The sequence below is a fragment of the Devosia sp. genome (assembly GCF_036406155.1).
In the GTDB taxonomy this organism is placed as follows: Bacteria; Pseudomonadota; Alphaproteobacteria; order Rhizobiales; family Devosiaceae; genus Devosia_A.
The window spans coordinates 1-22,976 of record NZ_DASWVV010000074.1; the positions used below are offsets into that span (position 1 = coordinate 1).

Here is a 22,976-nt window from a genome sequence, read left to right on the forward strand (position 1 = left end):
CTAGAGCGGTTCGGCTCTTTTTTGAATCGCAGGGGATTCCGGTTTTGGGGTGTTTGTGATTCAAGATGCTGACTGGTGAGGAGGCCAGCATCTGATGAGACCTCTTTCCAATGATCTTCGGGAGCGGGTTGTAGCGGCGGTTGCGGGCGGGGAGAGCTGCCGGGCGGTGGCAGCGCGGTTTGGGGTTGCGGTGTCCTCGGTGGTGAAGTGGCACCAGCGCTGGCGGGCGACGGGATCGGTGGCGCCGGCGAAGATGGGCGGCTACCGCAAGCGGATCCTGTTGCCGCACCGGGCCTTCATCATCGAGCGGATCGAGCAGGTTCCGCACCTGACGCTGTTCAAGCTGAGGGACGAACTGGCGGCGCGGGGGGTGCGGGTGTCGCACGACACGGTCTGGCAGTTCCTGCGGGCCGAGGGGCTGCGCTTCAAAAAAAACGCTGTTCGCCCTTGAGCAGGCGCGGGCGGATATCGCCCGCAGGCGAGAGCGCTGGAAGAGCTGGCAGGGACGGCTCGACCCGTCCCGCCTGGTGTTCATCGACGAGACCTGGATCAAGACCAACATGGCGCCGCTGCGCGGCTGGGGCCGGAAGGGCCGGCGACTGCGCGGCTACGCCCCGCACGGCCACTGGCGCACCATGACCTTCGTCGCCGCGCTGCGCCAGGACGGCATCAGCGCCCCCTGCGTCTTCGACGGCCCCATCAACGGCCGCGCCTTCCGCGCCTGGCTCGACCAGCAGTTGCTCGACACCCTCAGGCCCGGCGACATCGTCGTCATGGACAATCTGGGCAGCCACAAGGCTGCCGACATCCGCACCGCCATCCAAGCCCGCGGCGCAAGGCTCTGGTACCTGCCGCCCTACTCCCCTGACCTCAACCCCATCGAGCAGGCCTTCGCCAAGATCAAGCACTGCATGCGCATGGCCCAGCGCCGAACCGTCCCCGATACATGGCGCCACATCGGCGCCCTCGTCCAATCCATCGAGCCAGAAGAATGCGCAAACTACTTCGCAAATGCAGGATATGCTTCAAACTAAGCCAGAACCGCTCTAGGGCACGATCGGATCACACTCCACCGGAGGACACCCTCCCCCTTGTGGGGAGGGTTGGGGAGGGGGTCACACCCGGGTGCCCGCTGCCGGCCCTGGGGCACGATCGCGCCAAGTGCACCGGGGCGCACCCTCCCCCTTGTGGGGAGGGTCGGGGAGGGGGTCACACCCGCCTCCGCGCGGGAGAAAGAGTCCCGACTGCAGGACACGGCCCCAGCCACCGAACCTCATCCTCGTCGGCCCGCTGCACCACCCCCTCCCCGACCCTCCCCGCGCTTCGCGGGGGAGGGTGAAGGGTGCGTTGCGGCTGGCTCTGGTGACGGGTGCCCGCTGCCGGCCCTGGGGCACGATCGCGTCACACCCACCGGGGCGCACCCTCCCCCTTGCGGGGAGGGTCGGGGAGGGGGTCACTCCCCGCCTCCGCGCGGGAGAAGAGTTCCGACTGCAGGACACGGCCCCGACCACCAAACGTCATCCTCGTCGGCCCGCTGCGCCACCCCCTCCCCGACCCTCCCCGCGCTTCGCGGGGGAGGGTGAAGGGTGCGTTGCTGCCGGGTCCGGCGGATGACGGGTGCCCGCTGCCGGCCCTGGGGCACGATCGCGTCACACCCACCGGGGCGCACCCTCCCCCTTGTGGGGAGGGTCGGGGAGGGGGTCACTCCCGGGTGCCCGCTGCCGGCCCTGGGGCACGATCGCGCCACACCCACCGGAGGACACCCTCCCCCTTGTGGGGAGGGTTGGGGAGGGGGTCACACGGCCTCCGCGCGGGAACACTGCGGGCGCCGATGGACCCCCGGAAACTCCCGCTCCGGCTCAGAAGCGCAGTGCCTTGGCCTGCTTCACCCCTTCGAGGCCGGCGATCTGCTGGAGCTGTTCGTCGGTCAGGGTGCCGTCGATGGAGAGCAGCGCGATGGCATCGCCGCCCACCTCGGCACGGCCCAGGTTGAAGTTGGCGATGTTGATGTCGAGCTTGCCGAGCAGCGTGCCCAGCCGGCCGATATGGCCGGGCTTGTCCTCGTTGGTCACGTACAGCATGGACGGCGTCAGTTCGGCATCCATGTTGATGCCCTTGACCTGGATGACGCGCGGCTTGCCGTTGGCGAAGACGGTGCCGGCGACGCCGCGCTCCTGCCGCTCGGTGACCACGGTGAGGCGGATATAGTTCTCATAGGCACCCTGCTGGTCGCGCGTGGTGGTTTCGACCTGGATGCCGCGATCCTTGGCGATCTGCGGGGCCGAGACCATGTTGATCTCGTGCAGCGTCGGCTTGAGCACGCCGTAGAGCGCCGCCGCCGTCATCGGCCTTGTGTTGAGCGAGGCGACGTCGCCCTCGTATTCGATGCGCACGCCGCGGATCGCGGTCTCGGTCAATTGCCCGGCAAACGAGCCGAGCGCCTCGGCCAGCTGCACCCACGGGGTCAGCCGCGGCGCCTCCTCGGCGGTGATCGAGGGGAAGTTGAGCGCGTTGGAGATCTCGCCGTGCATCAGATAGGCCGAAATCTGCTCGGCCACCTGCAGCGCCACGTTCTCCTGCGCCTCGGTGGTCGAGGCGCCCAAATGCGGGGTGCAGATGACGTTGGGCAGCTCGAACAGCGGGTTGTTCTGGGCCGGCTCCTCGAGGAAGACGTCGAGCGCGGCGCCGGCGACCTTGCCCGATTCGAGCGCCGCGTAGAGCGCCTTCTCGTCGATCAGTCCGCCGCGGGCGCAATTGATGATGCGCACGCCGTCCTTCATCTTGGCGAACGCGTCCGCCGACAGGATGTTGCGCGTCTGCTCGGTCAACGGGGTGTGCAGCGTGATGAAGTCGGCACGCCGGAGCAGTTCGTCGAGGTCGACCTTCTCGACGCCGATCTCCATGGCGCGGTCGGGCGCGAGGAACGGGTCGAAGGCGATGACCTTCATCTTCAGCCCCTGCGCCCGATCAGCGACGATCGAGCCGATATTGCCCGCCCCGATGATGCCGAGCGTCTTGTTGGTGACCTCGACGCCCATGAAGCGGTTCTTCTCCCATTTGGAGGCGCGGGTCGAGGCATCGGCTTCGGGGATCTGGCGCGCCAGCGACAGCATCAGCGAAATGGCGTGTTCGGCGGTGGTGATGGAGTTGCCGAAGGGCGTGTTCATGACGATGATGCCCTGCTTGGTCGCCGCCGGGATGTCGACATTGTCGACCCCGATGCCGGCCCGGCCGATCACCTTCAACTTCTTGGCAGCACTCAGGATTTTCTCGGTGACCTTGGTCGCCGAGCGGATGGCGAGGCCGTCGTATTCGCCGATGACTTCGTAGAGCTTGTCCTTGTCCTTGCCCAGATCGGGCAGGTAGTCGACCTCGACGCCGTAATCCTTGAAGATCTGGACGGCGGTCTTCGACAGCTTGTCGGAAACGAGAACCTTGGGCATGGGTGCCTCCTGATTGCTTGCCGGAACAGTCGCCGGCGGAAACTTATGAACCCCCACCCCGGCACCCCGGCCCCCTCAAGGGGTGGAGTCGAACCCGGGCTCCCGGGCCCCGGTTCGTTCGCTTCCCTCCCCCTTGCGGGGAGAAACCGAGGGTGGGGGTCGTGAAGTCGGAACTACGCAGCCGCCTTGAGCGCGGCTTTCTCGGCGGCGAAGGCCCAGTCGAGCCACGGCGTCAGCTTTTCGAGGTCGGACGCCTCGATGGTCGAGCCGGCCCAGATCCTGAGGCCCGGGGGGGCGTCCTTGTAGGCGCCGATGTCGTAGGCGGCGCCGGCCTTGTCGAGGCGGGCGACGATGGCCTTGGCGAAGGCCGCCTGCGCCTCGGCGCCGAGCGCCGTGACCGCCGGGTCGACGATCGACAGGCACACCGAGGTGTTGGAGCGGCTCGCCGGCGCCTGGGCGAGGAAATCGACCCAGGGGGTACGCGCCACCCACGCATCCAGCACCTTGAAGTTCGCGTCGGCGCGGGCCTGCAACGCCTTGCGGCCGCCGAGCGAGCGGGCCCATTCCATGGCGTCGATGGCGTCCTCGATGACCAGCATCGAGGGGGTGTTGATGGTGGCCGCCTCGAACACCTCGCGCAGCAGCTTGCCGCCCTTGGTGAGCCGGAAGATCTTGGGCAGCGGGCGGTCGGGCTTGAACGTCTCGAGCCGCTCGACGGCGCGCGGGCTGAGGATGAGGATGCCGTGCGCCGCCTCCCCGCCCAGCGCCTTCTGCCAGGAGAAGGTGACGACGTCGAGCTTCGAAAAGTCGAGGTTCTGGGCGAAGGCCGCCGAAGTGGCGTCGCAGATGGTCAGCCCCTGCCGGTCGGCCGGGATCCAGTCGCCGTCGGGGACGCGCACGCCCGAGGTGGTGCCGTTCCAGGTGAACACCACGTCGCGGCCGAAATCGACCTGGGCCAGGTCGGGCAGCTCACCGTAGGGGGCGCGGATGACGCGCACGTCCTCGAGCTTGAGCTGCTTGGTGACGTCGGTGACCCAGCCTTCGCCGAACGATTCCCAGGCCAGCATGTCGACGCCGCGGGCGCCGAGCAGGCCCCACAGCGCCATCTCGACGGCGCCGGTATCGGAGGCGGGGACGATGCCGATCAGGTAGTCGGCGGGGACCTCGAGCAGTTCGCGGGTGAGGTCGATGGCGCGCTGGATGCGGGCCTTGCCCGGCTTGGACCGGTGCGAGCGGCCGAGCAGCGCATTGGCCAGTACGTCCACCGTCCAGCCAGGACGCTTGGCGCAGGGGCCCGATGAAAAATTGGGATTGGCCGGTTTCACCGCCGGCGCGGTCAGGGCTTCTGTCATGTGCGACCCTCCCAGGTCGAAAGTCTTGCGTTAGGGCAAGATGTCCTGAGGCCGCTCATATGCCTCGCGGCGGGGCCGAGTCAATGGGGCGGAACGGCGAATTTTCCGGGTCGCCCCGCCGCGCTGTTTGCGCCGGCGCAAGGAAGGCGTGCCGCCTCTGTGGTCAGCATCGAGCATGTCGATCCCTGTCCTGAATCTGGCGGCCCGTCCGCTCACCATCCTGTTCGCCACCGAAACCGGCCATGCCGCGGACCTTGCCGAGGCCGCCGCGACGCTGGCGCTGTCCATGGGCGCCGCGGTGCGGCTCAGGGACCTCGCCACCTACAACACCGCCAAGCTCGCAGGCGAACGCGACATCCTCGCCATCACCAGCACGCATGGCGAGGGCGACCCGCCCGAATCGGCGATCGACTTCTTCGACTTCCTCGACGAATCCGAGCTCGACCTGCACGAGGTGCGCTTCGCCGTCATGGCGCTCGGCGATTCCGGCTACGACGAGTTCTGCGGCGCCGGCAAGCGCCTCGACCGGCGGCTGGCGGCTATGGGCGCCGCCCGCCTCGCGCCGCGGCGTGACGTCGACGTGGGCGAGATGAAGCCGGCACGCGAATGGCTCGCCACCATCGTGCGCCGCTTCGTCGAGGACCAGGGCAGCCCGCGCGGCCTCGCCGCCGGGATCGAAGCAGGTGGGCTCGCCCACGCCGCGGGCGAGCCGTAGGTCTTCCCGCCTATCCCATCTCGGGATTGTCGCGCCACACGCCGCCCGCCTCGTCCCACAGGATGCGGCCGGTATGCACCAGCACCTCGAGGACGGCGGAGGCGAGCGCGTTGCGCCGGTTCGGCGGCAGCCCTTCGCTCAGGCCGAGGTCGCGGGCGATGTCGTCGATGGCGAGGCCGTCCGGGGCGCGCGACAGCAGCATGACGACAGCGTCCTCGATCTTCTTGAGACCGAGTTGCGCCTGCTCGCGGGCGTCGAGGCCGGCCATCACGCCCGCTCCCGCTTGCGCCGGGCGAGGCGGGCCTCGGCAGCCGCGACCCGCTGCTTCACGGCAATGAAGCTGTCCGGGCTCACCGAAATCGAATCGATGCCGCACTCGACCAGGAACTCGGCGAATTCGGGGTGGTCGCTCGGCGCCTGCCCGCACAGCCCGATCTTGGCGCCGGCCTTGCCCGCCTCGGCGATCACCCGCGCGATCATCCAGCGCACCGCCTCGTCCTGCTCGTCGAACAATTCGGCCAGCTCGCCCGAATCGCGATCGACCCCCAGCGTCAGCTGCGTCAGGTCGTTCGAGCCGATGGAAAAGCCGTCGAAGCGGTCGGCGAACTGCTTCGCGAGAATGACGTTGGAGGGGATCTCGCACATGACATAGACCTCGAGCCCGTCCTTGCCGCGCTTGAGGCCGCTCCCTTCCATCTCCCGCAGCACCCGGTCCGCCTCCCCCACCGAGCGGCAGAAGGGGATCATGACGACGACGTTGCGGAAGCCCATGTCCTCGCGCAGCCGCCGGATCGCCCGGCATTCGAGGGCAAAGCCGTCGCGGTACTGCGCCGAATAGTAGCGCGAGGCACCGCGAAAGCCGAGCATCGGGTTCTCCTCCCTCGGCTCGAATTCGCGCCCCCCGACCAGGCCGGCATATTCGTTGGTCTTGAAGTCGCTCATCCTGACGATGACCGGCCGCGGATAGAGGGCAGCGGCGATGCGGGCGAGGCCACGCGACAGCCGGTCGACGAAATATTCGGCCTTGTCCTCGTAACCGGCTGTCAGGGCGGCGATTTCATCCTTGGCCGCCTCGTCCCGCAGCCGGTCGAAATGCAGCAGCGCCAGCGGGTGCACGCGGATGGAATTGGTGACCACGAATTCCATGCGCGCCAGCCCCACTCCGTCGGCCGGCAGGCGCCACCAGCGGAAAGCGGCCCCGGGGTTGGCGAGATTGAGCATGACCGCGGTGCGGGTCTGCGGCAGCCCGGCGACGTCGACGGTCCGGACGCTGAACTCGGCCCGTCCCTCGTAGACGAAGCCCTCGTCGCCCTCGGCGCAGGAAACGGTGACCTCCTCGCCGCTGTGCAGCACCTCGGTGGCGTTGCCGGTGCCGACGACGGCGGGCAGGCCCAGCTCGCGGCTGACGATTGCGGCGTGCGACGTGCGGCCGCCGTGGTCGGTGACGATGGCGGCGGCGCGCTTCATCACCGGCACCCAGTCGGGATCGGTGGTGGCGGTGACGAGGATCGAGCCGTCGATGAACTGGTCGATGTCCCGGGCGCTTTCGATCAGGCAGACATGGCCGCTCACCACCTGGTCGCCGATCGACAGGCCGCGCGCCGCCACCGGGCCCTTGGCGCCGATGCTGTAGGCCTTGAACACGCCGGCCTCGCGGCGCGCCTGCACGGTCTCGGGGCGGGCCTGCAGGATGAAGATCTCGCCGGTTTCCCCGTCCCGCCCCCATTCCATGTCCATCGGCCGGCCATAGTGCTCCTCGATGATTACGGCCCAGCGCGCCAGGGCGAGGATCTCGTCGTCGCCCAGCACGTAGGCGGCCCGCTCGGCCTTCGAGGTCGGCACGTTGCGGGTCGGGCTGTCGCCGGCCCCGTAGATCAGCTTCTGCGCCTTGTTGCCGAGCTTCTTCTCGACGATCGGGACCAGCGTCCTGTCCGTGAGCAGGGGCTTGAACACCTGGTACTCGTCGGGATCGACGGTGCCCTGCACGACGTTCTCGCCCAGCCCCCAGGCGGCGTTGATGAGCACCACCCGGTCGAAGCCGGTATCGGTGTCGAGCGAGAACATGACGCCCGAGCCGCCCTGGTCGGCGCGCACCATCTGCTGCACGCCGATGGAGAGCGCAACCTGCATGTGGTCGAAGCCCTTGGCCTGGCGGTAGCTGATGGCGCGGTCGGTGAACAGCGACGCGTAGCAGCGCCGGCAGGCCCTGAGCAGGGCCTCCTCGCCCGTAATGTTGAGGAAGGTCTCCTGCTGGCCGGCAAAGCTCGCGTCCGGCAGGTCCTCAGCGGTCGCGCTCGAACGCACGGCGACGGCGACCTCGTTCTTGCCGGTGCGTTTGCACAGCTTGCGATAGGCCTCGACGATGGCGGTCGCGACGTCGGCCGGCCAATCGCCCTTGAGCAGCAGGGCGCGGATGGCCTGCCCGGTTTCGGCGAGGCTGGCCTTGCCGGCGTCCCACTCGGCGAGGAGCGCGCCGACACGCTGGCGCAAATCGTTGGCGTCGAGATACTGCCAATAGGCGGCGGCGGTCGTGGCAAAGCCCGGCGGCACCTTGATGCCCTTGCCGGCCAGGGCCCGCACCATCTCGCCCAGCGAGGCGTTCTTGCCCCCGACCAGCGCAACGTCGGCGCGCCCGATGTCCTCGAACCATGCAATGGGCGACCGCTGCTTCGCCATTCCCGCACTCCCGCTCTGAGGCCGGGGGTGCGCCGGCGCGCTCCCCCGAGGCTTGCAGCGTGGGCGCCTTCGCCCGCCCGCGTCTTGATTTCAGTCAATTGTCGGCGCCGCCCGGGGCCGCCCCATGATCCAGATCAACCTGCAGCCGCGCCGGATTGCGTACGGGTGTCACACACCCGGGCCGATCGAGAGGACGCGATGAAAAGATATTCCCGCAGGGCGCTGGTGGGCGATATTGGCGGCACCAACATGCGCTTCGCCATCGCCGACATCGACGAATTGACGATCAGCGATTTCGCGCTGCTGGCGAGCGCCGATTTCGACGACCCGCGGCAGGCGATCGAGCGCTACCTCAAGAGCGTCCCCGAGCGGCCGGACATGGTGGGACTCGCCATCGCCGGCCCCGTCGCCGACGGCGCCGCCACCATGACCAACCGCCCCTGGCGGTTCGAGCGCGACCAAATCCGCATGATCACGCAGGCCACACACGTGCACTTCGTCAACGATTTTGGAGCCTTGGCACTGGCCCTGCCCCGCCTCACCGCGCACGATCTGCACCGCATCGGCGGCGGCACCGCGGTCGGCGGCGCACCGATGGCGGTCCTGGGCCCCGGCACCGGGCTGGGCGTCGCGGCGCTGCTCAACGCCCCGACGGGCCAGGTGGCCGTCGCCACCGAGGGCGGTCACGTCACCTTCGGGGCGACCGAAGCCGCCGAACTCGCCCTGCTGCGCCAGGTGGTGGCCGATCCCGGCTATCTCGGCGCCGAGGAACTGCTCTCCGGCCGCGGCCTCGTGGCCCTCTACCGCGCGCTTTCGGGCCGTGGCGAGGACGCGCTGCGCGCCCCCGACGTCGTGGCGCGGGTCCGCACCCACAAGGATCCCGCGGCGAACCGGACGCTCGAACAGTTCGTGACCTGGCTCGGGCGCTTCGCCGCCGACGTCGCCCTCGCCTTCGGCGCCCGCGGCGGCGTCTATATCGGCGGCGGCATCGCCCCCAACATCGTCGATGCCATGTCGACGGGCGCTTTCCGCGCCGCATTCGACTATAAGGGGTCGCATGCGGCCTACGTCGCCTCGATTCCCGTGCACGTCATCAAGACCGGCGCGGATGCGGGGTTGCGCGGCGCCGCCATCGCCCTTTCACAACGGATCGAGGCCTGAAGCGGCCTCGCCCGACCGCCACGACCGGAGCCAGACATGCAGATCAGCGACCACGTCCGCCACATCCTCGCCCAGTATGACGGGGAGCGTCCCGGCGTGAAGGCCAACCTCGCGCGGCTGCTGCTGCACGGGCGTACCGGCGGTTCCGGCAAGCTGGTCATCCTGCCCGTCGACCAGGGCTTCGAGCACGGCCCGGCGCGCAGCTTCGCCCCCAACCCGGCGGGCTACGATCCGCATTACGTCTTCGAACTGGCGGTGGAGGCCGGGCTGAGCGCCCTCGCCGCGCCGCTCGGCCTGCTCGCCGCGGGCGCCGACCGGTTCGCCGGCGCGGTGCCGCTGATCCTCAAGGCCAACAGCGCCAACAGCCTCGCCGGCCATGCCGACCAGGCCATCACCGGTACGGTGGGCGATGCACTCGAACTCGGCTGCTCGGCCATCGGCTTCACCATCTATCCGGGCGCCGACAGCCAGTACGAGATGTTCGAGGAGGTGCGCGAGGCCGCCGCCGAGGCGCGCGCCTGCGGCCTCGCCGTCGTCGTCTGGGCCTACCCGCGCGGCGGCAAGCTGAGCAAGGACGGCGAGACGGCGCTCGACGTCGTCGCCTACTCCGCCCACATGGCGGCCCTGCTGGGAGCCCATATCATCAAGGTGAAGCTGCCCTCGGCGCATATCGAGCAGCCCGAGGCCAAGTCCGCCTATGCCGGCATGGGCATCGACTTCTCGGTGCTCTCCAACCGCGTCGCCCATGTCGTCAAGGCGGCCTTCGACGGCCGCCGCATCGTGGTGTTTTCCGGCGGCCCGGCCAAGGACAGCCAGGCGCTGTACGACGAAGTGCGCGCCATCCGGGCGGGCGGGGGGCACGGCTCCATCGTGGGCCGCAACAGCTTCCAGCGCCCGCGCGAGGACGCACTGGCCATGCTCGACACGGTCATCCGCCTCTATCTCGGCGAGACAGCCGGAGCCTGAGGCATGTCGACGCCGCCGATCCTCACCATCTCGCTCAACCCGGCGCTCGACATCACCACCTCGACCGAGGCGCTGCGGCCGGCGCGCAAGCTGAGGTGCACGCCGCCGCATTACGACGCCGGGGGCGGCGGCACCAACGTCGCGCGCGCCATCAAGATCCTGGGCGGCGAGAGCCGGGCTTTCGTCGTCCTCGGCGGCGCCACCGGCGCACAGTACCGCGCCATCCTCGAGGGCTATGGCCTTGACTGCGAGGTCTGGGAGGCGCGGGGCGAGACGCGCTTCTCGCTCACCGTGATGGAGCAGTCCTCGGGCCAGCACTACCGCTTCGTGCTGCCCGGGCCGCCCCGCGAAGACCTCGAGATCGACCTGCTGCTGGCGGCGCTGGAGCGCAAGATCGGCGACGGCTACCGCTTCGTCGTCGCCACCGGCAGCCTGCCGCCGGGCATGCCGACCGACATCTACGCGCGCCTGGCGCGGATCGCGCGCGACAGCGGCGCCCGCTTCGTGCTCGACACCTCCGGGCCGGCGCTCACCGCCGCCCTGGCCGAAAAGCCGTACATCGTCCGGTTCAACCATCTCGAGGCGCAGGAACTGGTGGGCGGCGACGACCCAAGGGCGGCGGCCGTCACGCTCGCCAACGACGTGATCGGGCGGGGCGCCGCCGAGGTCGCCATCGCCACCCTGGTCGAACAGGGCGCCTATGTCGCCACTGCCGGGGGGAGCTTCTACGTCCGCCCGCCCGCCGTCACGGTGCGCAGCGCCGTCGGCGCCGGCGACAGCTTCGTCGGCGCCATGGTGCTGCGCCTCGCCCAGGGCTGGCGGCTCGAGGACGCCTGCCGCTATGGTGCCGCCGCCGCAGCCTCGGCCGTCACCACCGAGGCCACCGAATTGTGCACGCGCGCCGACACCGAGCGCTACTTCGCGCAGATCGCCCCGGAGCGGGCCGCCTGAGCCGCACGGGAACCGCTACAGGCGGACGCCGCTTGCCGGGTCGAACAGCTTGGCCTTGTCCATGTTGACCTGGAAGCGGTAGGGCCGGCCGGCTGCGACCGCCTCGTCCGGCCGCACCCGGCCGATCGCCTCGCTGCCGCCGAGGGTGAAGACCAGCAGCGTATCGGGGCCGGTGGGTTCGACGACGTCGATGCTGCGCGCGAACTCGAAGACGCTGGCGCCGGGCGCGTGGGCGCCGGGATGGGTGATGATCTCGGGCCTGAGGCCGAGCACCACCTCCTCGCCCGGCCGGTCCGCCACCTTGGCAGCGAGGGCGGCGGGCAGCGGGAAGGAGATGCTGCCCTCGGCGTCGGCGACCTCGACGCGGGCGCCGCCCTCCCCGGCGATGCGGCCACGCACGATGTTCATCGAGGGCGAGCCCATGAAGCCGGCGACGAACAGGTCCATCGGGTCTTCGTAGATCTCCGCCGGCGGGCCGAACTGCCGGATGTGGCCGTTGTCCATGACGGCGATGCGGGACGCCAGCGTCATCGCCTCGACCTGGTCGTGGGTGACGTAGATGGTGGTCTTGCCCAGCCGTTGGTGCAGCTTCTTCATCTCGGTGCGCATCTCGATCCGGAGCTTGGCATCGAGGTTGGAGAGCGGCTCGTCGAACAGGAACACGTCGGGGTCGCGCACCAGCGCCCGCCCCATGGCGACGCGCTGGCGCTGCCCGCCGGAGAGCTGCCCGGGCTTGCGCTCGAGCAGGCCCTCGATATGCAGCTGCTGGGAGACGTCGGCCACCGCCCGCGCCTGCTCGGCGCGGGGGATGTTGCGCGTCTCCATGCCGAAGGTGATGTTGCCGTGCACGGTCTTGGTCGGATAGAGCGCGTAGGACTGGAACACCATGGCGATGTCGCGGTCCTTGGGGGGGACGTCGTTGACGCGCTGCGCGCCGATATGGATGTCGCCCCCGCTCAGCGTCTCCAGCCCCGCGATGAGGTTGAGCAGCGTGGACTTGCCGCAACCGGAGGGGCCGACCAGCACCACGAATTCGCCCGAGGCGATGACGAGGTCGATGCCCTTGATGACGTCGTTGCTGCCGAACCGCTTCCACACCTTGTCGAGCCGCACTTCCACCATCGCTTCACCCCTTCACGGCGCCGGCGGCGAGCCCGCGCACGAAATAGTTGCCGGCCAGCACGTAGACGAGCAGCGTCGGCAGGCCGGCGATGATGGCGGCAGCCATGTCGACATTGTATTCCTTCACGCCCGTGCTCGAGGCGACGATGTTGTTGAGCGCCACCGTCGCCGGGTTGCTGTCGCCGACCGTGAAGGCGATGCCGAACAGGAAGTCATTCCAGATCTGGGTGAACTGCCAGATCACGGTGACGACGATGGTGGGCACCGCCATGGGCAGCATGAGCTTGAAGAAGATGGCGAAGAACCCGGCGCCGTCGATCTTGGCCGCCTGCACGATGCCGTCCGAGACCGAGACGAAGAAATTGCGGAAGAACAGCGTGGTGAAGGCCAGCCCGTACACGGTATGCACCAGGATCAGCCCGTAGGTGCTGCCGGCCAACCCGAAATAGCCGAGCGTCCTCGCCATCGGCAGCAATACCACCTGGAACGGGATGAAGGCGCCGAACAGCATCAGCGCGAAGATGGTGTCGGCGCCGCGGAAGCGCCATTTGGTAAGGGCGTAGCCGTTGACGGCGCCGAGGAAGGTGGAGATGACCACCGCCGGCACCACCATCGCCACCGAATTCCACATATAGGGCGCAAGCCCATTGCAGCGCACCCCGACGCAGGCCGAGTTCCAGGCCTTGGCCCAGGCGTCGAAGGTCACCTCGCGCGGCAGGGCGATGAATGAGCCGGTGCGGATCTCGGCCAGCGACTTGAGCGAGGTGGAGATCATCACCACCAGCGGCATGAGATAGACGAGGCAGAACAGGCCCAGCACCGTGAACAGCAGGGCGCGCAGGACCGCCTGGCGCGCGCCCTTGCGGCGGACGATGCCTTCCCCGTTCATTTCCGCCCTCCCCTGAGCTCGGAATAGAGGTAGGGCACGATGATGGCCATGATCGTCACCAGCATCATCACCGCGCTGGCCGCGGCGACGCCCAGTTCGCTGCGCTGGAAGGCGAAGGAATACATGAAGGTTGCCGGCAGGTCGGTGGCGTAGCCCGGCCCGCCATTGGTCAGAGCCACCACGAGGTCGTAGCTCTTGATGGCGATGTGGGCGAGGACGATGATCGAACTGAGGAACACCGGGCGGATGATCGGCAGGATGATCGTCGCATAGGTGCGAACCGGCCCGGCCCCGTCGATGGCGGCGGCGCGGATGATCTCGTCGTCGACGGACCTGAGCCCGGCAAGGAACAGGGCCATGACGTAGCCCGACGACTGCCACACGCCGGCGATGACCACGGTGTAGATGGCCATGTGCGGGTCGATCAGCCAGTCGAAGCTGAACCCGGGAAAGCCCAGCTCCTGGACGAATTTCTCGATGCCGAGCGTGGGGTTGAGGATCCACTTCCACGCCGTGCCGGTGACGATGAAGGAGAGCGCCATCGGGTAGAGGTAGATGGTGCGGATCACCCCTTCGATACGGATGCGCTGGTCGAGCAGGATGGCCAGGAGGATGCCGATCGCCATGCAGCCGGCGATGAACAGCCCGCTGAAGACGAACAGGTTCTGCAGCGCCACGTACCAGCGCGGCGTGCTCCACAGGCGCTCGTATTGCAGCAGCCCGGCGAGGTTGTAACTGGGCAGCACGCCCGACCGGGTGAAAGAGATGTAGACGGTCCAGACGATGAAGCCGTAGACGAAGATGAGGCTCGCGGCGAACAGCGGCGAAACCACGATCTGCGGCAGCCAGCGCTCGAGAAAGCGGTCGATGCCGAGGGTGCGGGCCGATTTCGCTCTGGCAGGCGGCGGCATGGCCTGGCTGTCTCCGTGACGCTGCGGCGGTCGACGCCGCCCGGCGCGACGACCGGGGCAGGCACCGCCCGCCCCGGCTTCCGCCAGGTCTACTGTGCCCTGGCCCGCTCGATGCCCGCGGCCAGCGCCTTGACGGCGTCGGCGGAGGACATGTCGGTGTTGTAGAACTGGGTCACCAGATCGAGGAATTCCCCGCGATAGCTGCGCGGAATGGCCATCTCCTGGCTGAGGCTCGGCACCAGCGTGTTGTTGCCGATGGAGGCAAGCAGATCCTCATGCGACTTGACGGCGCAGGAATCGAACTTGTCGAGCGCCACGTCCGTGCGTGCCGGGATCGACCCCTTGGCGAGGTTGAACGTCTCCTGGAAGCTCGGCGACATGACGAGGCTCGCCAGCACCTTCTGGCCCTTGACCTTGTCTTCGCCGCTGACCTTGAAGAACACGAAGCTGTCGGAGTTGAGGATATAGCCGCCCTGGTCGGGAGCGGGCGCGCACCAATAGTCGGTGCCCGGCACCTTGCCGGCCGCCGCGAACTCGCCCTTGGCCCAGTCGCCCATGATCTGGAACGCCGCCTCGCCGTTCATGACCATGCGGGTCGCGAGATCCCAGGAGCGGCCGGCGAAGCCCTCGTCCACATAGCCGCGCATCTTGCGCATCTGGTCGAAGACCTTGACCATGGTGTCGCTGGTGAGCGCCGCCGGATCGAGCTGCACGATGGCCTTCTGGTAGAACTCGGCACCGCCGACCCCGAGTGCGACCACGTCCCACAGGGTCAGGTCCTGCCACGGATCGCTGCCATTGGCCAAGGGCGTGATCCCCGCCTCCTTGAGCTTGTCGGCGATTGCGTTGAACTCGTCCCAGGTGGTCGGCATGGTGGTGACGCCGACCTTGGCCAGCACGGCCGGGTTGGCCCAGATCCAGTCGACGCGATGGATGTTGACCGGGGCGGCGACGTATTTGTTCTCGTATTTCATGATGGCGGCGAGTACGGGCGGCAGCACCGCATCCCAGTTCTCCGCCTTGGCGACATCGTCGACATCGGCGAGCGCCCCCTGCTCCGCCCATTCCTGGATGCCCGGTCCCTTGAGCTGGACGGCCGAAGGCGGATTGCCGGCAACGACGCGGGCGCGCAGCGCGGTCATCGCCGCATCGCCGCCGCCCCCGGCGATGGGAGAGTCGATCCAGGTGCCGCCCTGCGCCTCGAAGGCGGCCTTCAGCTCGCCGACCGCCCTGGCTTCACCGCCGGACGTCCACCAGTGCAGTACTTCGACGCTTCCGTCGGCAAGGGCGGCAGTGGGCAGCGCCAGGGCCGAAACGGGAGGTCGCCCCGCCCTCAGCGCTCCTCGTCGCCGTAGTCCTCGTCGGCGATGAGGATGTCGTATACCGCGGCCGCGCCGCCGACGAGCGGCCGGCGCGCCCCGCCCATGACGTCGTCTTCGCCCGCCTCCCAGGCGATGGCAGCGTTGATCTCGTCCAGCGTGGCGCCGGTGGCGAGAATGGCGCTGATCTTCCAGTCGGCGACGTCGCCGCACAGATGGCGCACGTCTTCGTAGCTCGGGCCGGGGCCTCCAAGTCCGTGGGGATCGCTGCTCATCTCATGCTCCTTGCCGGTTGGGCCGTGGGTAAACGCTGCCGATTGCGTGCCGTTGCAGCGGCGATCATTCCACCGCCCGCCCGCTGCGCCGCTTGATCGGGATCAATGGCGCGCCGGGCGCCGTTTCTAGAGTCGGCGCAAATGCGCGACCGACCCGTCCAGCCCAGCAACGCCGCACTCGCCGCGAGGCTGCGCGAACTCGCCGACCTGCTGACGCAGCAGGGCGCCGACGGTTTCCGCGTCGCCGCCTGGCGCCGGGGCGCCGAGATCGTCGACGGGCTCGACCGCCCGGTTGCCGAAATTCTCGCGCAACAGGGCCGCGACGGCCTCGTCATCCTGCCCGGCATCGGCTACGGCATCGCCGCGGCGCTGGCCGAAATGGTGACGACCGGGCACTGGGCCCAGCTCGACCGGCTACGCGGCACGGGCGAGCCGGGACGCCTGTTCCGCACCATCCCCGGCATCGGCCCTGAACTCGCCCGGCGCCTGTGCGAGGGGCTGCCCATCGAGTCCCTCGAAGCGCTGGAGATCGCCGCCAGCGACGGCAGCCTCGACCGGGTCGCCGGCATCGGCCCGCGTCGGGCGCAGATGATCCGCGCCGTGCTGGCCGAGCGGCTGGGCCGGCCGCGGCTGCGACAGCGGCGAGACGGCCAGGAGCACCCATCGGTCGGGCTGCTGCTCGACGTCGACCGCGAGTATCGGCAGAAGGCCGCGGCCGGTGCGCTGCGGACCATCGCACCGCGTCGCTTCAACCCCGCGGGCAGGGCTTGGCTGCCGATCCTGCACACGGGCCGCGGCCCGTGGCAGTTCACGGCGCTGTTCTCCAACACCGCGCTGGCGCACGAACTGCAGCGCACCGGCGACTGGGTGGTGATCTACTATCATTGCGACGGCCTGCCCGAGGGGCAGTGCACCGTGGTCACCGAGACGCGCGGTGCCCTCGCCGGCAGGCGCGTCGTGCGCGGCCGCGAGGCCGAGGGCGACACCCTGGCGCAGAGTGCGTGACGGCGATGGCGCTGACCGCGATGCTGCTGGCGGGCGACGTGATGACGGGACGGGGCATCGACCAAATCCTGCCCCACCCGTCCGACCCGGTGCTGTATGAAGGCTATCTCACCTCGGCGGCGGACTATGTGCGCATTGCCGAGCGGGCCAACGGCCCGATCCCGCGCGGGGCGGGCTTCGACTATGTCTGGGGCGACGCGCTGGACCTGCTGGCCGGCCCCGCGCCGGTGCTCGTCAATCTCGAGACGGCGGTGACGCGCTCCGACCTGCACTGGCCCAAGGGCATCAACTACCGCATGCATCCGGACAATCTGCCGGTGCTGGCGGCGGCGGGGATCGACTGCTGCACGCTCGCCAACAACCACGTGCTGGACTGGGGCGAGCGCGGGCTGCTCGAGACCCTCGACGTGCTGGCAGCGGCCGGGATCGCAACGGCCGGCGCCGGGCGCGACGCCACCGAGGCGGCGGCGCCGGCGGTGCTGGAACTGGCGGGGGGCGGGCGCCTGCTGGTGCATGCCGCCAGCCGCCCCAGCAGCGGCGTGCCGGCCGAATGGGCTGCAGGCGAGGAGCGGCCCGGCGTCGCCTTCCTGCCCGACGGGCGGCCGGCGGAAACGGCGCGCCTCGCGGCGCGCATCGCCGCCGGCAAGCGGCCCGGCGACATCGTCGTCTGCTCGCTCCACTGGGGGCCGAACTGGGGCTACGGCATCGACCCGACCGACCGCCGCCTCGCCCATCAGCTGATCGAGGCCGGCGCCGACGTGGTCTGCGGCCATTCCTCGCACCACCCCAAGGCGGCCGAAGTGCATCGCGGCAAACTCGTCGTCTACGGCTGCGGCGACTTTCTCAACGACTACGAGGGCATCGGCACGGAGCGCGGCCTGCGCAGCGATTTGTCCCTGCTCTGGATGCCGGTGGTCGACAGCGCCGACGGCAGCCTCGCCGGCCTCGAAATGGTGCCCTTCCGCATCCGCAATTTCCGCCTCGCTGCTGCGGACAGCACGGAGGCGGCAGCGCTGCACCAGGTCATGGATCGTGAGTGCCGGCGCTTCGGCCGAGGCGTCGCGCTCACGGACGGGCGCCTGCGCCTCGAACTCGCGTAGGCGCCGCCGTCAGTGGCGGGCGAATATTTCCGTGGCGCCGTCGCGGCGGATGAGCAGCACGTCGTAGCTCTCGGCCCCGGCGCCCTCCATCCCGGGCGAACCCAGCGGCATCCCCGGCGCCGACAGCCCCACCGCGTCGGGGCGCTCGGCCAGGAGGCGGACGACGTCGCCGGCCGGCACGTGGCCCTCGACGACATAGCCTTCGACCAGCGCGGTGTGGCAGGATTCGAGACCCGGTCCGATGCCGGCCGCGGCCTTGAGCGCACCCATGTGCTCGGGCGCGACGTCCGTTGCCGCGACCGTGAAGCCGTGCTGGCGCATATGCGCGATCCAGCCTTCGCAGCAGCCGCAGCCGGCATCCTTGAACACCTCAAGCGTGGCGGCGGCGGCGCCGGCCCCGGTGACGGGCAGCAGCAGCGCGGCAGCCGAAAGCAGCAAAGTCCTGCGTCGCATCAATCGCTCCTTCTCGTGCCAGCCCCCTCTAGCACACCGGCGGCGCCGGTGCTCATCACCTCGGCGTGCGTCTCGTTGCGACCGCTGCTTCCGTGGCATATGGGGTGGACTCGGCCCCTGCGCAGTGTATAGGCGGTGGAACACCTGCTCCCCGCCTCCGGCGCCCCCAGAGCGAGAATGCCAGACCATGTCGACGCCGGTCATCGAAACCACGGACACCAATCTGCACCTGATGTCCGGCAAGGTGCCGCTGCACATCCTCAAGGACATCAACCTGCGGGTCGAGGCCGGCGAGGTGGTGGCCACCGTCGGGCCGTCCGGCAGTGGCAAGACCTCGCTGCTGATGGTGCTGAGCGGCCTCGAGCGGGCAACGAGCGGCAAGGTGGTGGTGGCGGGCCAGGACATCACCGGGCTCGATGAGGACCAGCTCGCCATCTTCCGGCGCCGCAACCTCGGCATCCTGTTCCAGAACTTCCACCTGATCCCGTCCCTGACGGCGCTCGAGAACGTCACGCTGGCGCTCGAGATCGCCGAAACCGGCCAGCCCTTCAAACAGATGCAGGCCGCCGCCGCCGCCGCGCTCGAGGAAGTTGGACTGGCCGACCGGCTGACCCACCTGCCCAGCGCGCTGTCGGGCGGCGAGCAGCAGCGGGTCGGGCTGGCGCGCGCCATGGTGACGCGGCCGCGGCTGCTGCTGGCCGACGAGCCGACCGGCAACCTCGACCAGGACACCGGGGCGCGCGTCATCGCGCTGATGTTCGACCTGGCGCGCAAACAGCACACGGCCGTGATGCTGATCACCCATGACCGCGCCCTGGCCGCACGGGCCGACCGCAGGCTCCTGATGAACCACGGCCAACTGTCGGAGGAAGCCGGGGTCGCGCAGCCGTGAGGCGGCTCCTCGACTGGATGCGCGTGGGGCTCGTCGACCTGCGCGGGGATCTGCGCCGCTTCGGCGTGCTCATCGCCTGCCTCGCGCTCGGCACCGGCGTCATCGCCGCGGTCGGCTCGGTGGGCGACAGCCTGCGGATCGCCGTGGTGCGCGATGCGACGACGCTGCTGGGCGGCGATCTCGAAGCCTCGCGGCCCGATCGCGACGCCACCGCCGAGGAACTGGCCTTCTTCGAAATGCTGGGGGAGGTGACCAGCGTCGTCGACAGCAACGCCCGCGCCGCGGCCGGCGACAACAGTGCCTTCGCCGACCTGCTCGCCGTCGCCGGCAACTACCCGCTGCTCGGCAACGTGGTGAGCCCGCAGCTGACGCCGGGCGACAAGCCCGCCGTACTGCTGGGGGAACGCGACGGCCGCTACGGCGCCATCGTCGACGTCGTGCTGCTCGACCGGCTCGGCATCGCGCTGGGCGACAAGTTCACCATTGGCGGCCTCGAACTCGAGGCCCGCGGCATCCTCAACACGCTGCCCGACGGCGCCGTGCGCGGCTTTCATCTCGGGCTGACCACGGTGGTATCGACCGACGCGCTGGCGCGCATGGACAATCTGCGCCCGCCCCTGCCCGGCATGCTGACCAAGCACCGCTACAAGATCGTGCTGCGGGACATGAGCTACGCCGAGGCGGCCGCCGCCATCGCGGCGCAGTTCAACGACAAGGACTGGAGCACGCGCTCCCCGCGCGAAGCGGCGGGCAGCCTCGCCCGCTATTACGACCTGTTCGCGCGGTTTCTCCTGATCGTCGGGCTGTCGTCGCTGCTGGTCGGCGGCGTCGGCGTCTCCAACGGCGTCACCGCCTATATCGGTGACCGCCAGCGCTCCATCGCCACCATGCGCAGCCTCGGGGCGACCGGCCGGCGCATCCTGGTGCACTTCATGACCCAGGTCGGCGTGCTGACGGCGATCGGGGTGGGCCTCGGCGTGCTGCTCGGCGGCGTCTCGTCGCTGCTCATGCTGCCGCTTCTCGGCCGGGCGCTGGGCGTCGACCTGCCGGCGCTGATCGAGCCCATGCCGCTGCTGGCCGCGGCGGGCTTCGGCGTGCTGGCCGGCTTCGCCTATTCCTACCTGCCGCTGGTGCGGGCGCAGAAGGTGAGCCCGGCCATGCTGTTCCGCGCGCTCGGCGCCGTGCTGCCGCCGCCGGCCCGCCGGGACATGCTGCGCCCCGGCGTCGTCGCGCCCATCGCCCTCGCCGTCGCCGGCATCTTCGTGCTTGCCGTGCTCATCACCGGCGACCCGTGGCTGGTGGGCGGCTACGCCGTCGGCGTCGTCTTCGCCTTCCTGCTGCTGCGGGGCTCGGCGTGGCTGCTGCAGGGCGCGCTGCGGCGGCTGCCGCCGGCCGCGCCCAGCCGGCTGCGCCACGCGCTGCACAACATGTACCGGCCGGGCTCGACCGCGCCGGTGGTGATCATGTCGCTCGGCCTCGGGCTCGCCATGCTGCTGGTCATCGCCCTGCTCAACGCCAACCTGCATAGCCAGTTGCTGGGCGCCGTGAGCCGCGACGCCCCCACTTTCGTCGCCACCGACCTGTTCGACGACGAGGTCGCGACCCTCGAAGGGATGGCCCGCAGCGACCCGTTCCTCGCCCGCTTCGAATCCAGCCCGATGCTGCGCGGCAAGATCACCCGCCTCGCCGGGGTCGACCCGGACACCCTCACCGGCATCAGCGAGGAGGCCGAGTTCCTGCTCGGCGACGAGGTGCCGATCACCTGGGTACGCGACCTGCCGGCGGGATCGACCGTGGTGGACGGGACGTGGTGGCCGCCCGACTACGACGGCCCGCCGCTGGTATCGCTGCGCATCAGCATGAAGGCCGACCTCGGGCTCGCCGTCGGCGACAAGCTGAGCTTCGAGCTCTACGGCGAGACGATCGAGGCGACGATCGCCAATTTCCGCGACTACGAGTATCAGCAGGGGATCAACTTCATCGTCACCCTGTCGCCCGGGGTCGTCGAGGCCTTCCCCTCGACCTTCCTCGGCACCATCAAGGCGGCGGAGGGCCACGAGAAGGACCTCGAGCGCGAGTTGGTCCGCGCCTTCCCCGAGGTGACCTTCATTCCCATCGGCGATGCCCTCAACCAGGCGGTCAGCATCCTCGGTCAGCTCGGCACGGCGGTGAACATCGTGGGCGGGCTGGCCGTGGTCAACGGCCTGCTCGTGCTGGCCGGAACCATGGCGGCGGGGCGCAAGCAGCGCGAGGCCGACGCCACCGTGCACAAGGTGCTGGGGGCCACCCGCGCCGACGTCGTCTGGGCGTTCGCGCTCGAATACTGCCTGCTTGGGGCGTTCGCGGCGGCGATCGCCACCATCGTCGGTGTCGCCGGCGCCTGGGCCATCACCGAGAGCGCCATCGACATCGGCTTTTCCGCCGACCCGGTGCTGATCGCCGAGGTCATCGTCGGGGCAGTGCTGCTGACCGTCGCCGCCGGCGCGGCGACCACGTGGAAGGCGCTGTCGGCGCGGCCGGCGCGGTTCCTGCGCGAAGCCTGAGGCGCCGGCGGAGCCGCGTCAGCGCGGCTTGACCGGCGTCCCGTCGGCGAGCCGGTCAGACGGGTGCACGACCACCTCGGCGCCGGCGGCGACGCCAGCGACGACTTCCGCCAGTTCCGCCGTCCGCGCGCCGATGACGAGCGGCCGCAGCACCGCCCGGCCGGCCTCGACGACGAAGGCGCTCCACTGGTTGTCAGCCCGGAACAGGGCCGCCGTCGGGATCAGCACGGCCTGCTCCACGCGCTGCGCCTCGATGCTGACGAAGACGCGGTAGAGGTGGCCGAGCCGCGGCCGCGCCGCGGGCGGAGCGAGCAGGTCGAGGTGCACCGGGACGCGCTGCTCTTCGACGCCGAGCGCCGATACGCGGGTGAAGCCGGTGGGGTCGATGCGGCGCACCCTGGCGGCCAGCGGCTCCGGCCCGCCCCAGCCGGTGATGATGGCGGGCGCCCCCGGCGCGATGCGCACGGCGTCGGCCGACAACAGGTCGACCACGATTTCGAGATCGTCCGGCTCGCCGATCTGCAGCAGCGGGGCGCCGGCCATGATGCTGCGGGCGCTCTCGTTGTCGATGCCGAGCACGGCGCCGGCGACCGGCGCCAGCACCCGGCGCGCCTCGCCATCCGCCGCCGCGGCCGGGTCGATGAGGCGCGCCTGCGCCTGCTCGAGCTGGTGCGTGCGCATCTCCAGCGCCGCCTGCCCGCTGACGATGAGCGCCTCGCGCCGGGACAGCTCGAGGCGGGCCTGCTGCGCCGCCTGCAGCGTGGCGATGCCGCGCTCGAGCAGCCGCTCGCCGCGTTCGACCTCGGTCCGCCAGTAGTCCCGCTCGGACAGCGCGATATCCAGCTCGGACTTGGCCGACATCACACCGGCCTCGGCTGCCCGCACCGCCGCTTCGGCCTCGGCCCGCGAGCGCGGATCGAGCAGGCCGCTCTCCTGCGGCAGGATCGTCGCGACCACCGCGCCCTGCGCCACCCTGTCGCCGACCCTGACCGGCAGGCGCAGCAATTCGCCACCCACGGGGGCAAAGACCTGGTAGACATCGCGGACCCGGGCGAGACCCTCCTCGTCGACGGTGATGCGCAAGTCCCCGGTTTCGACCCGGGCAATGTCGACGCCGAGGGGCTGGGGCGAGAACGCCCACCACAGGCCACCGGCGACGGCGGCCACGAACCCGGCGGCAGCGACGATGCGGCCCCATTTCAT

Annotated in this window: 20 protein-coding genes; 9 read left to right on the forward strand and 11 right to left on the reverse strand. The window is 69.9% G+C overall.

The genetic code is table 11. The features are described 5' to 3' along the window. The first annotated feature begins 91 nt into the window (after window positions 1-91). Window positions 92-1,034 (forward strand): IS630 family transposase gene (locus VGD93_RS04625; RefSeq protein WP_395009800.1). Its coding sequence is split into 2 segments (ribosomal slippage): window positions 92-429 and window positions 428-1,034, totalling 945 coding nucleotides; the frame shifts between segments, so codons are not numbered across the junction. A gap of 825 nt (window positions 1,035-1,859) precedes the next feature. Here the strand turns inward: VGD93_RS04625 and serA are convergent. Both serA and VGD93_RS04635 read right to left on the reverse strand, forming a co-directional pair. Then, window positions 1,860-3,443: a phosphoglycerate dehydrogenase gene (gene serA, locus VGD93_RS04630; protein WP_395009649.1), complete on the reverse strand. Its 1,584-nt coding sequence runs from the start codon at window positions 3,441-3,443 to the stop codon at window positions 1,860-1,862. Between the two features lie 173 nt (window positions 3,444-3,616). Continuing rightward, window positions 3,617-4,795 carry a phosphoserine transaminase gene (locus tag VGD93_RS04635; RefSeq protein ID WP_395009651.1) on the reverse strand — a complete coding sequence of 393 codons (1,179 nt, stop codon included), beginning with the start codon at window positions 4,793-4,795 and terminating at the stop codon, window positions 3,617-3,619. 175 nt (window positions 4,796-4,970) lie between these two features. Between VGD93_RS04635 and VGD93_RS04640 the strand changes: the two genes are divergently transcribed. Next, window positions 4,971-5,510: a flavodoxin domain-containing protein gene (locus tag VGD93_RS04640; RefSeq protein ID WP_395009653.1), complete on the forward strand. Its 540-nt coding sequence runs from the start codon at window positions 4,971-4,973 to the stop codon at window positions 5,508-5,510. Window positions 5,511-5,520: 10 nt separating this feature from the next. On the opposite strand, the gene VGD93_RS04645 is transcribed toward VGD93_RS04640, so the two are convergent. Further along, entirely contained in the window at window positions 5,521-5,778 is a 258-nt protein-coding gene (locus tag VGD93_RS04645; protein WP_395009655.1) for a hypothetical protein, read from the reverse strand. Further along, complete coding sequence (gene ppsA, locus VGD93_RS04650; RefSeq protein ID WP_395009657.1) at window positions 5,778-8,186, reverse strand: phosphoenolpyruvate synthase; 2,409 nt, start codon at window positions 8,184-8,186, stop codon at window positions 5,778-5,780. The genes VGD93_RS04645 and ppsA overlap by 1 nt, the downstream gene beginning before the upstream one ends. Before the next feature lie 198 nt (window positions 8,187-8,384). On the opposite strand from ppsA, the gene glk reads away from it, so the two are divergent. The 3 genes from glk to VGD93_RS04665 are packed head-to-tail and all read left to right on the forward strand — an operon-like array spanning window position 8,385 to window position 11,264. After that, window positions 8,385-9,347, forward strand: coding sequence for a glucokinase (glk, locus tag VGD93_RS04655; RefSeq protein WP_395009659.1), 963 nt, complete (start codon window positions 8,385-8,387; stop codon window positions 9,345-9,347). Window positions 9,348-9,383: 36 nt separating this feature from the next. Further along, window positions 9,384-10,313: a class I fructose-bisphosphate aldolase gene (locus VGD93_RS04660; RefSeq protein WP_395009661.1), complete on the forward strand. Its 930-nt coding sequence runs from the start codon at window positions 9,384-9,386 to the stop codon at window positions 10,311-10,313. Between the two features lie 3 nt (window positions 10,314-10,316). Then, the gene (locus tag VGD93_RS04665) at window positions 10,317-11,264 is read left to right on the forward strand and encodes a 1-phosphofructokinase family hexose kinase (protein WP_395009663.1); all 948 of its coding nucleotides are present in this window, start codon (window positions 10,317-10,319) and stop codon (window positions 11,262-11,264) included. 15 nt (window positions 11,265-11,279) lie between these two features. Here the strand turns inward: VGD93_RS04665 and VGD93_RS04670 are convergent, their stop codons facing one another. From VGD93_RS04670 to VGD93_RS04690, 5 genes are all read right to left on the reverse strand, one after another. Beyond that, window positions 11,280-12,386: an ABC transporter ATP-binding protein gene (locus VGD93_RS04670; RefSeq protein ID WP_395009665.1), complete on the reverse strand. Its 1,107-nt coding sequence runs from the start codon at window positions 12,384-12,386 to the stop codon at window positions 11,280-11,282. 4 nt (window positions 12,387-12,390) lie between these two features. Continuing rightward, complete coding sequence (locus tag VGD93_RS04675; RefSeq protein WP_395009667.1) at window positions 12,391-13,275, reverse strand: carbohydrate ABC transporter permease; 885 nt, start codon at window positions 13,273-13,275, stop codon at window positions 12,391-12,393. Then, the gene (locus VGD93_RS04680) at window positions 13,272-14,186 is read right to left on the reverse strand and encodes a carbohydrate ABC transporter permease (protein WP_395009669.1); all 915 of its coding nucleotides are present in this window, start codon (window positions 14,184-14,186) and stop codon (window positions 13,272-13,274) included. The genes VGD93_RS04675 and VGD93_RS04680 overlap by 4 nt, the downstream gene beginning before the upstream one ends. An 89-nt stretch (window positions 14,187-14,275) precedes the next feature. Then, window positions 14,276-15,523 (reverse strand): ABC transporter substrate-binding protein, encoded by a 1,248-nt coding sequence (locus VGD93_RS04685; RefSeq protein ID WP_395009802.1) that lies wholly within the window; start codon window positions 15,521-15,523, stop codon window positions 14,276-14,278. Then, the gene (locus tag VGD93_RS04690) at window positions 15,520-15,780 is read right to left on the reverse strand and encodes a hypothetical protein (RefSeq protein ID WP_395009671.1); all 261 of its coding nucleotides are present in this window, start codon (window positions 15,778-15,780) and stop codon (window positions 15,520-15,522) included. The genes VGD93_RS04685 and VGD93_RS04690 overlap by 4 nt, the downstream gene beginning before the upstream one ends. A gap of 141 nt (window positions 15,781-15,921) precedes the next feature. Between VGD93_RS04690 and VGD93_RS04695 the strand changes: the two genes are divergently transcribed. Both VGD93_RS04695 and VGD93_RS04700 read left to right on the forward strand, forming a co-directional pair. After that, on the forward strand, window positions 15,922-16,785 hold the full coding sequence (locus VGD93_RS04695) for a helix-hairpin-helix domain-containing protein (protein WP_395009673.1): 864 nt from the start codon (window positions 15,922-15,924) through the stop codon (window positions 16,783-16,785). 5 nt (window positions 16,786-16,790) lie between these two features. Beyond that, window positions 16,791-17,885, forward strand: a complete 1,095-nt coding sequence (locus VGD93_RS04700) for a CapA family protein (protein WP_395009675.1) — start codon at window positions 16,791-16,793, stop codon at window positions 17,883-17,885. Window positions 17,886-17,894: 9 nt separating this feature from the next. Here the strand turns inward: VGD93_RS04700 and VGD93_RS04705 are convergent, their stop codons facing one another. Then, on the reverse strand, window positions 17,895-18,338 hold the full coding sequence (locus tag VGD93_RS04705) for a DUF411 domain-containing protein (protein ID WP_395009676.1): 444 nt from the start codon (window positions 18,336-18,338) through the stop codon (window positions 17,895-17,897). Between the two features lie 187 nt (window positions 18,339-18,525). Between VGD93_RS04705 and VGD93_RS04710 the strand changes: the two genes are divergently transcribed. Both VGD93_RS04710 and VGD93_RS04715 read left to right on the forward strand, forming a co-directional pair. After that, window positions 18,526-19,230 carry an ABC transporter ATP-binding protein gene (locus VGD93_RS04710; RefSeq protein WP_395009677.1) on the forward strand — a complete coding sequence of 235 codons (705 nt, stop codon included), beginning with the start codon at window positions 18,526-18,528 and terminating at the stop codon, window positions 19,228-19,230. Continuing rightward, window positions 19,227-21,773, forward strand: coding sequence for an ABC transporter permease (locus VGD93_RS04715; protein ID WP_395009679.1), 2,547 nt, complete (start codon window positions 19,227-19,229; stop codon window positions 21,771-21,773). The genes VGD93_RS04710 and VGD93_RS04715 overlap by 4 nt, the downstream gene beginning before the upstream one ends. An 18-nt stretch (window positions 21,774-21,791) precedes the next feature. Here VGD93_RS04715 and VGD93_RS04720 read toward each other — a convergent pair whose 3' ends face one another. Continuing rightward, window positions 21,792-22,976 (reverse strand): efflux RND transporter periplasmic adaptor subunit, encoded by a 1,185-nt coding sequence (locus VGD93_RS04720; protein WP_395009681.1) that lies wholly within the window; start codon window positions 22,974-22,976, stop codon window positions 21,792-21,794.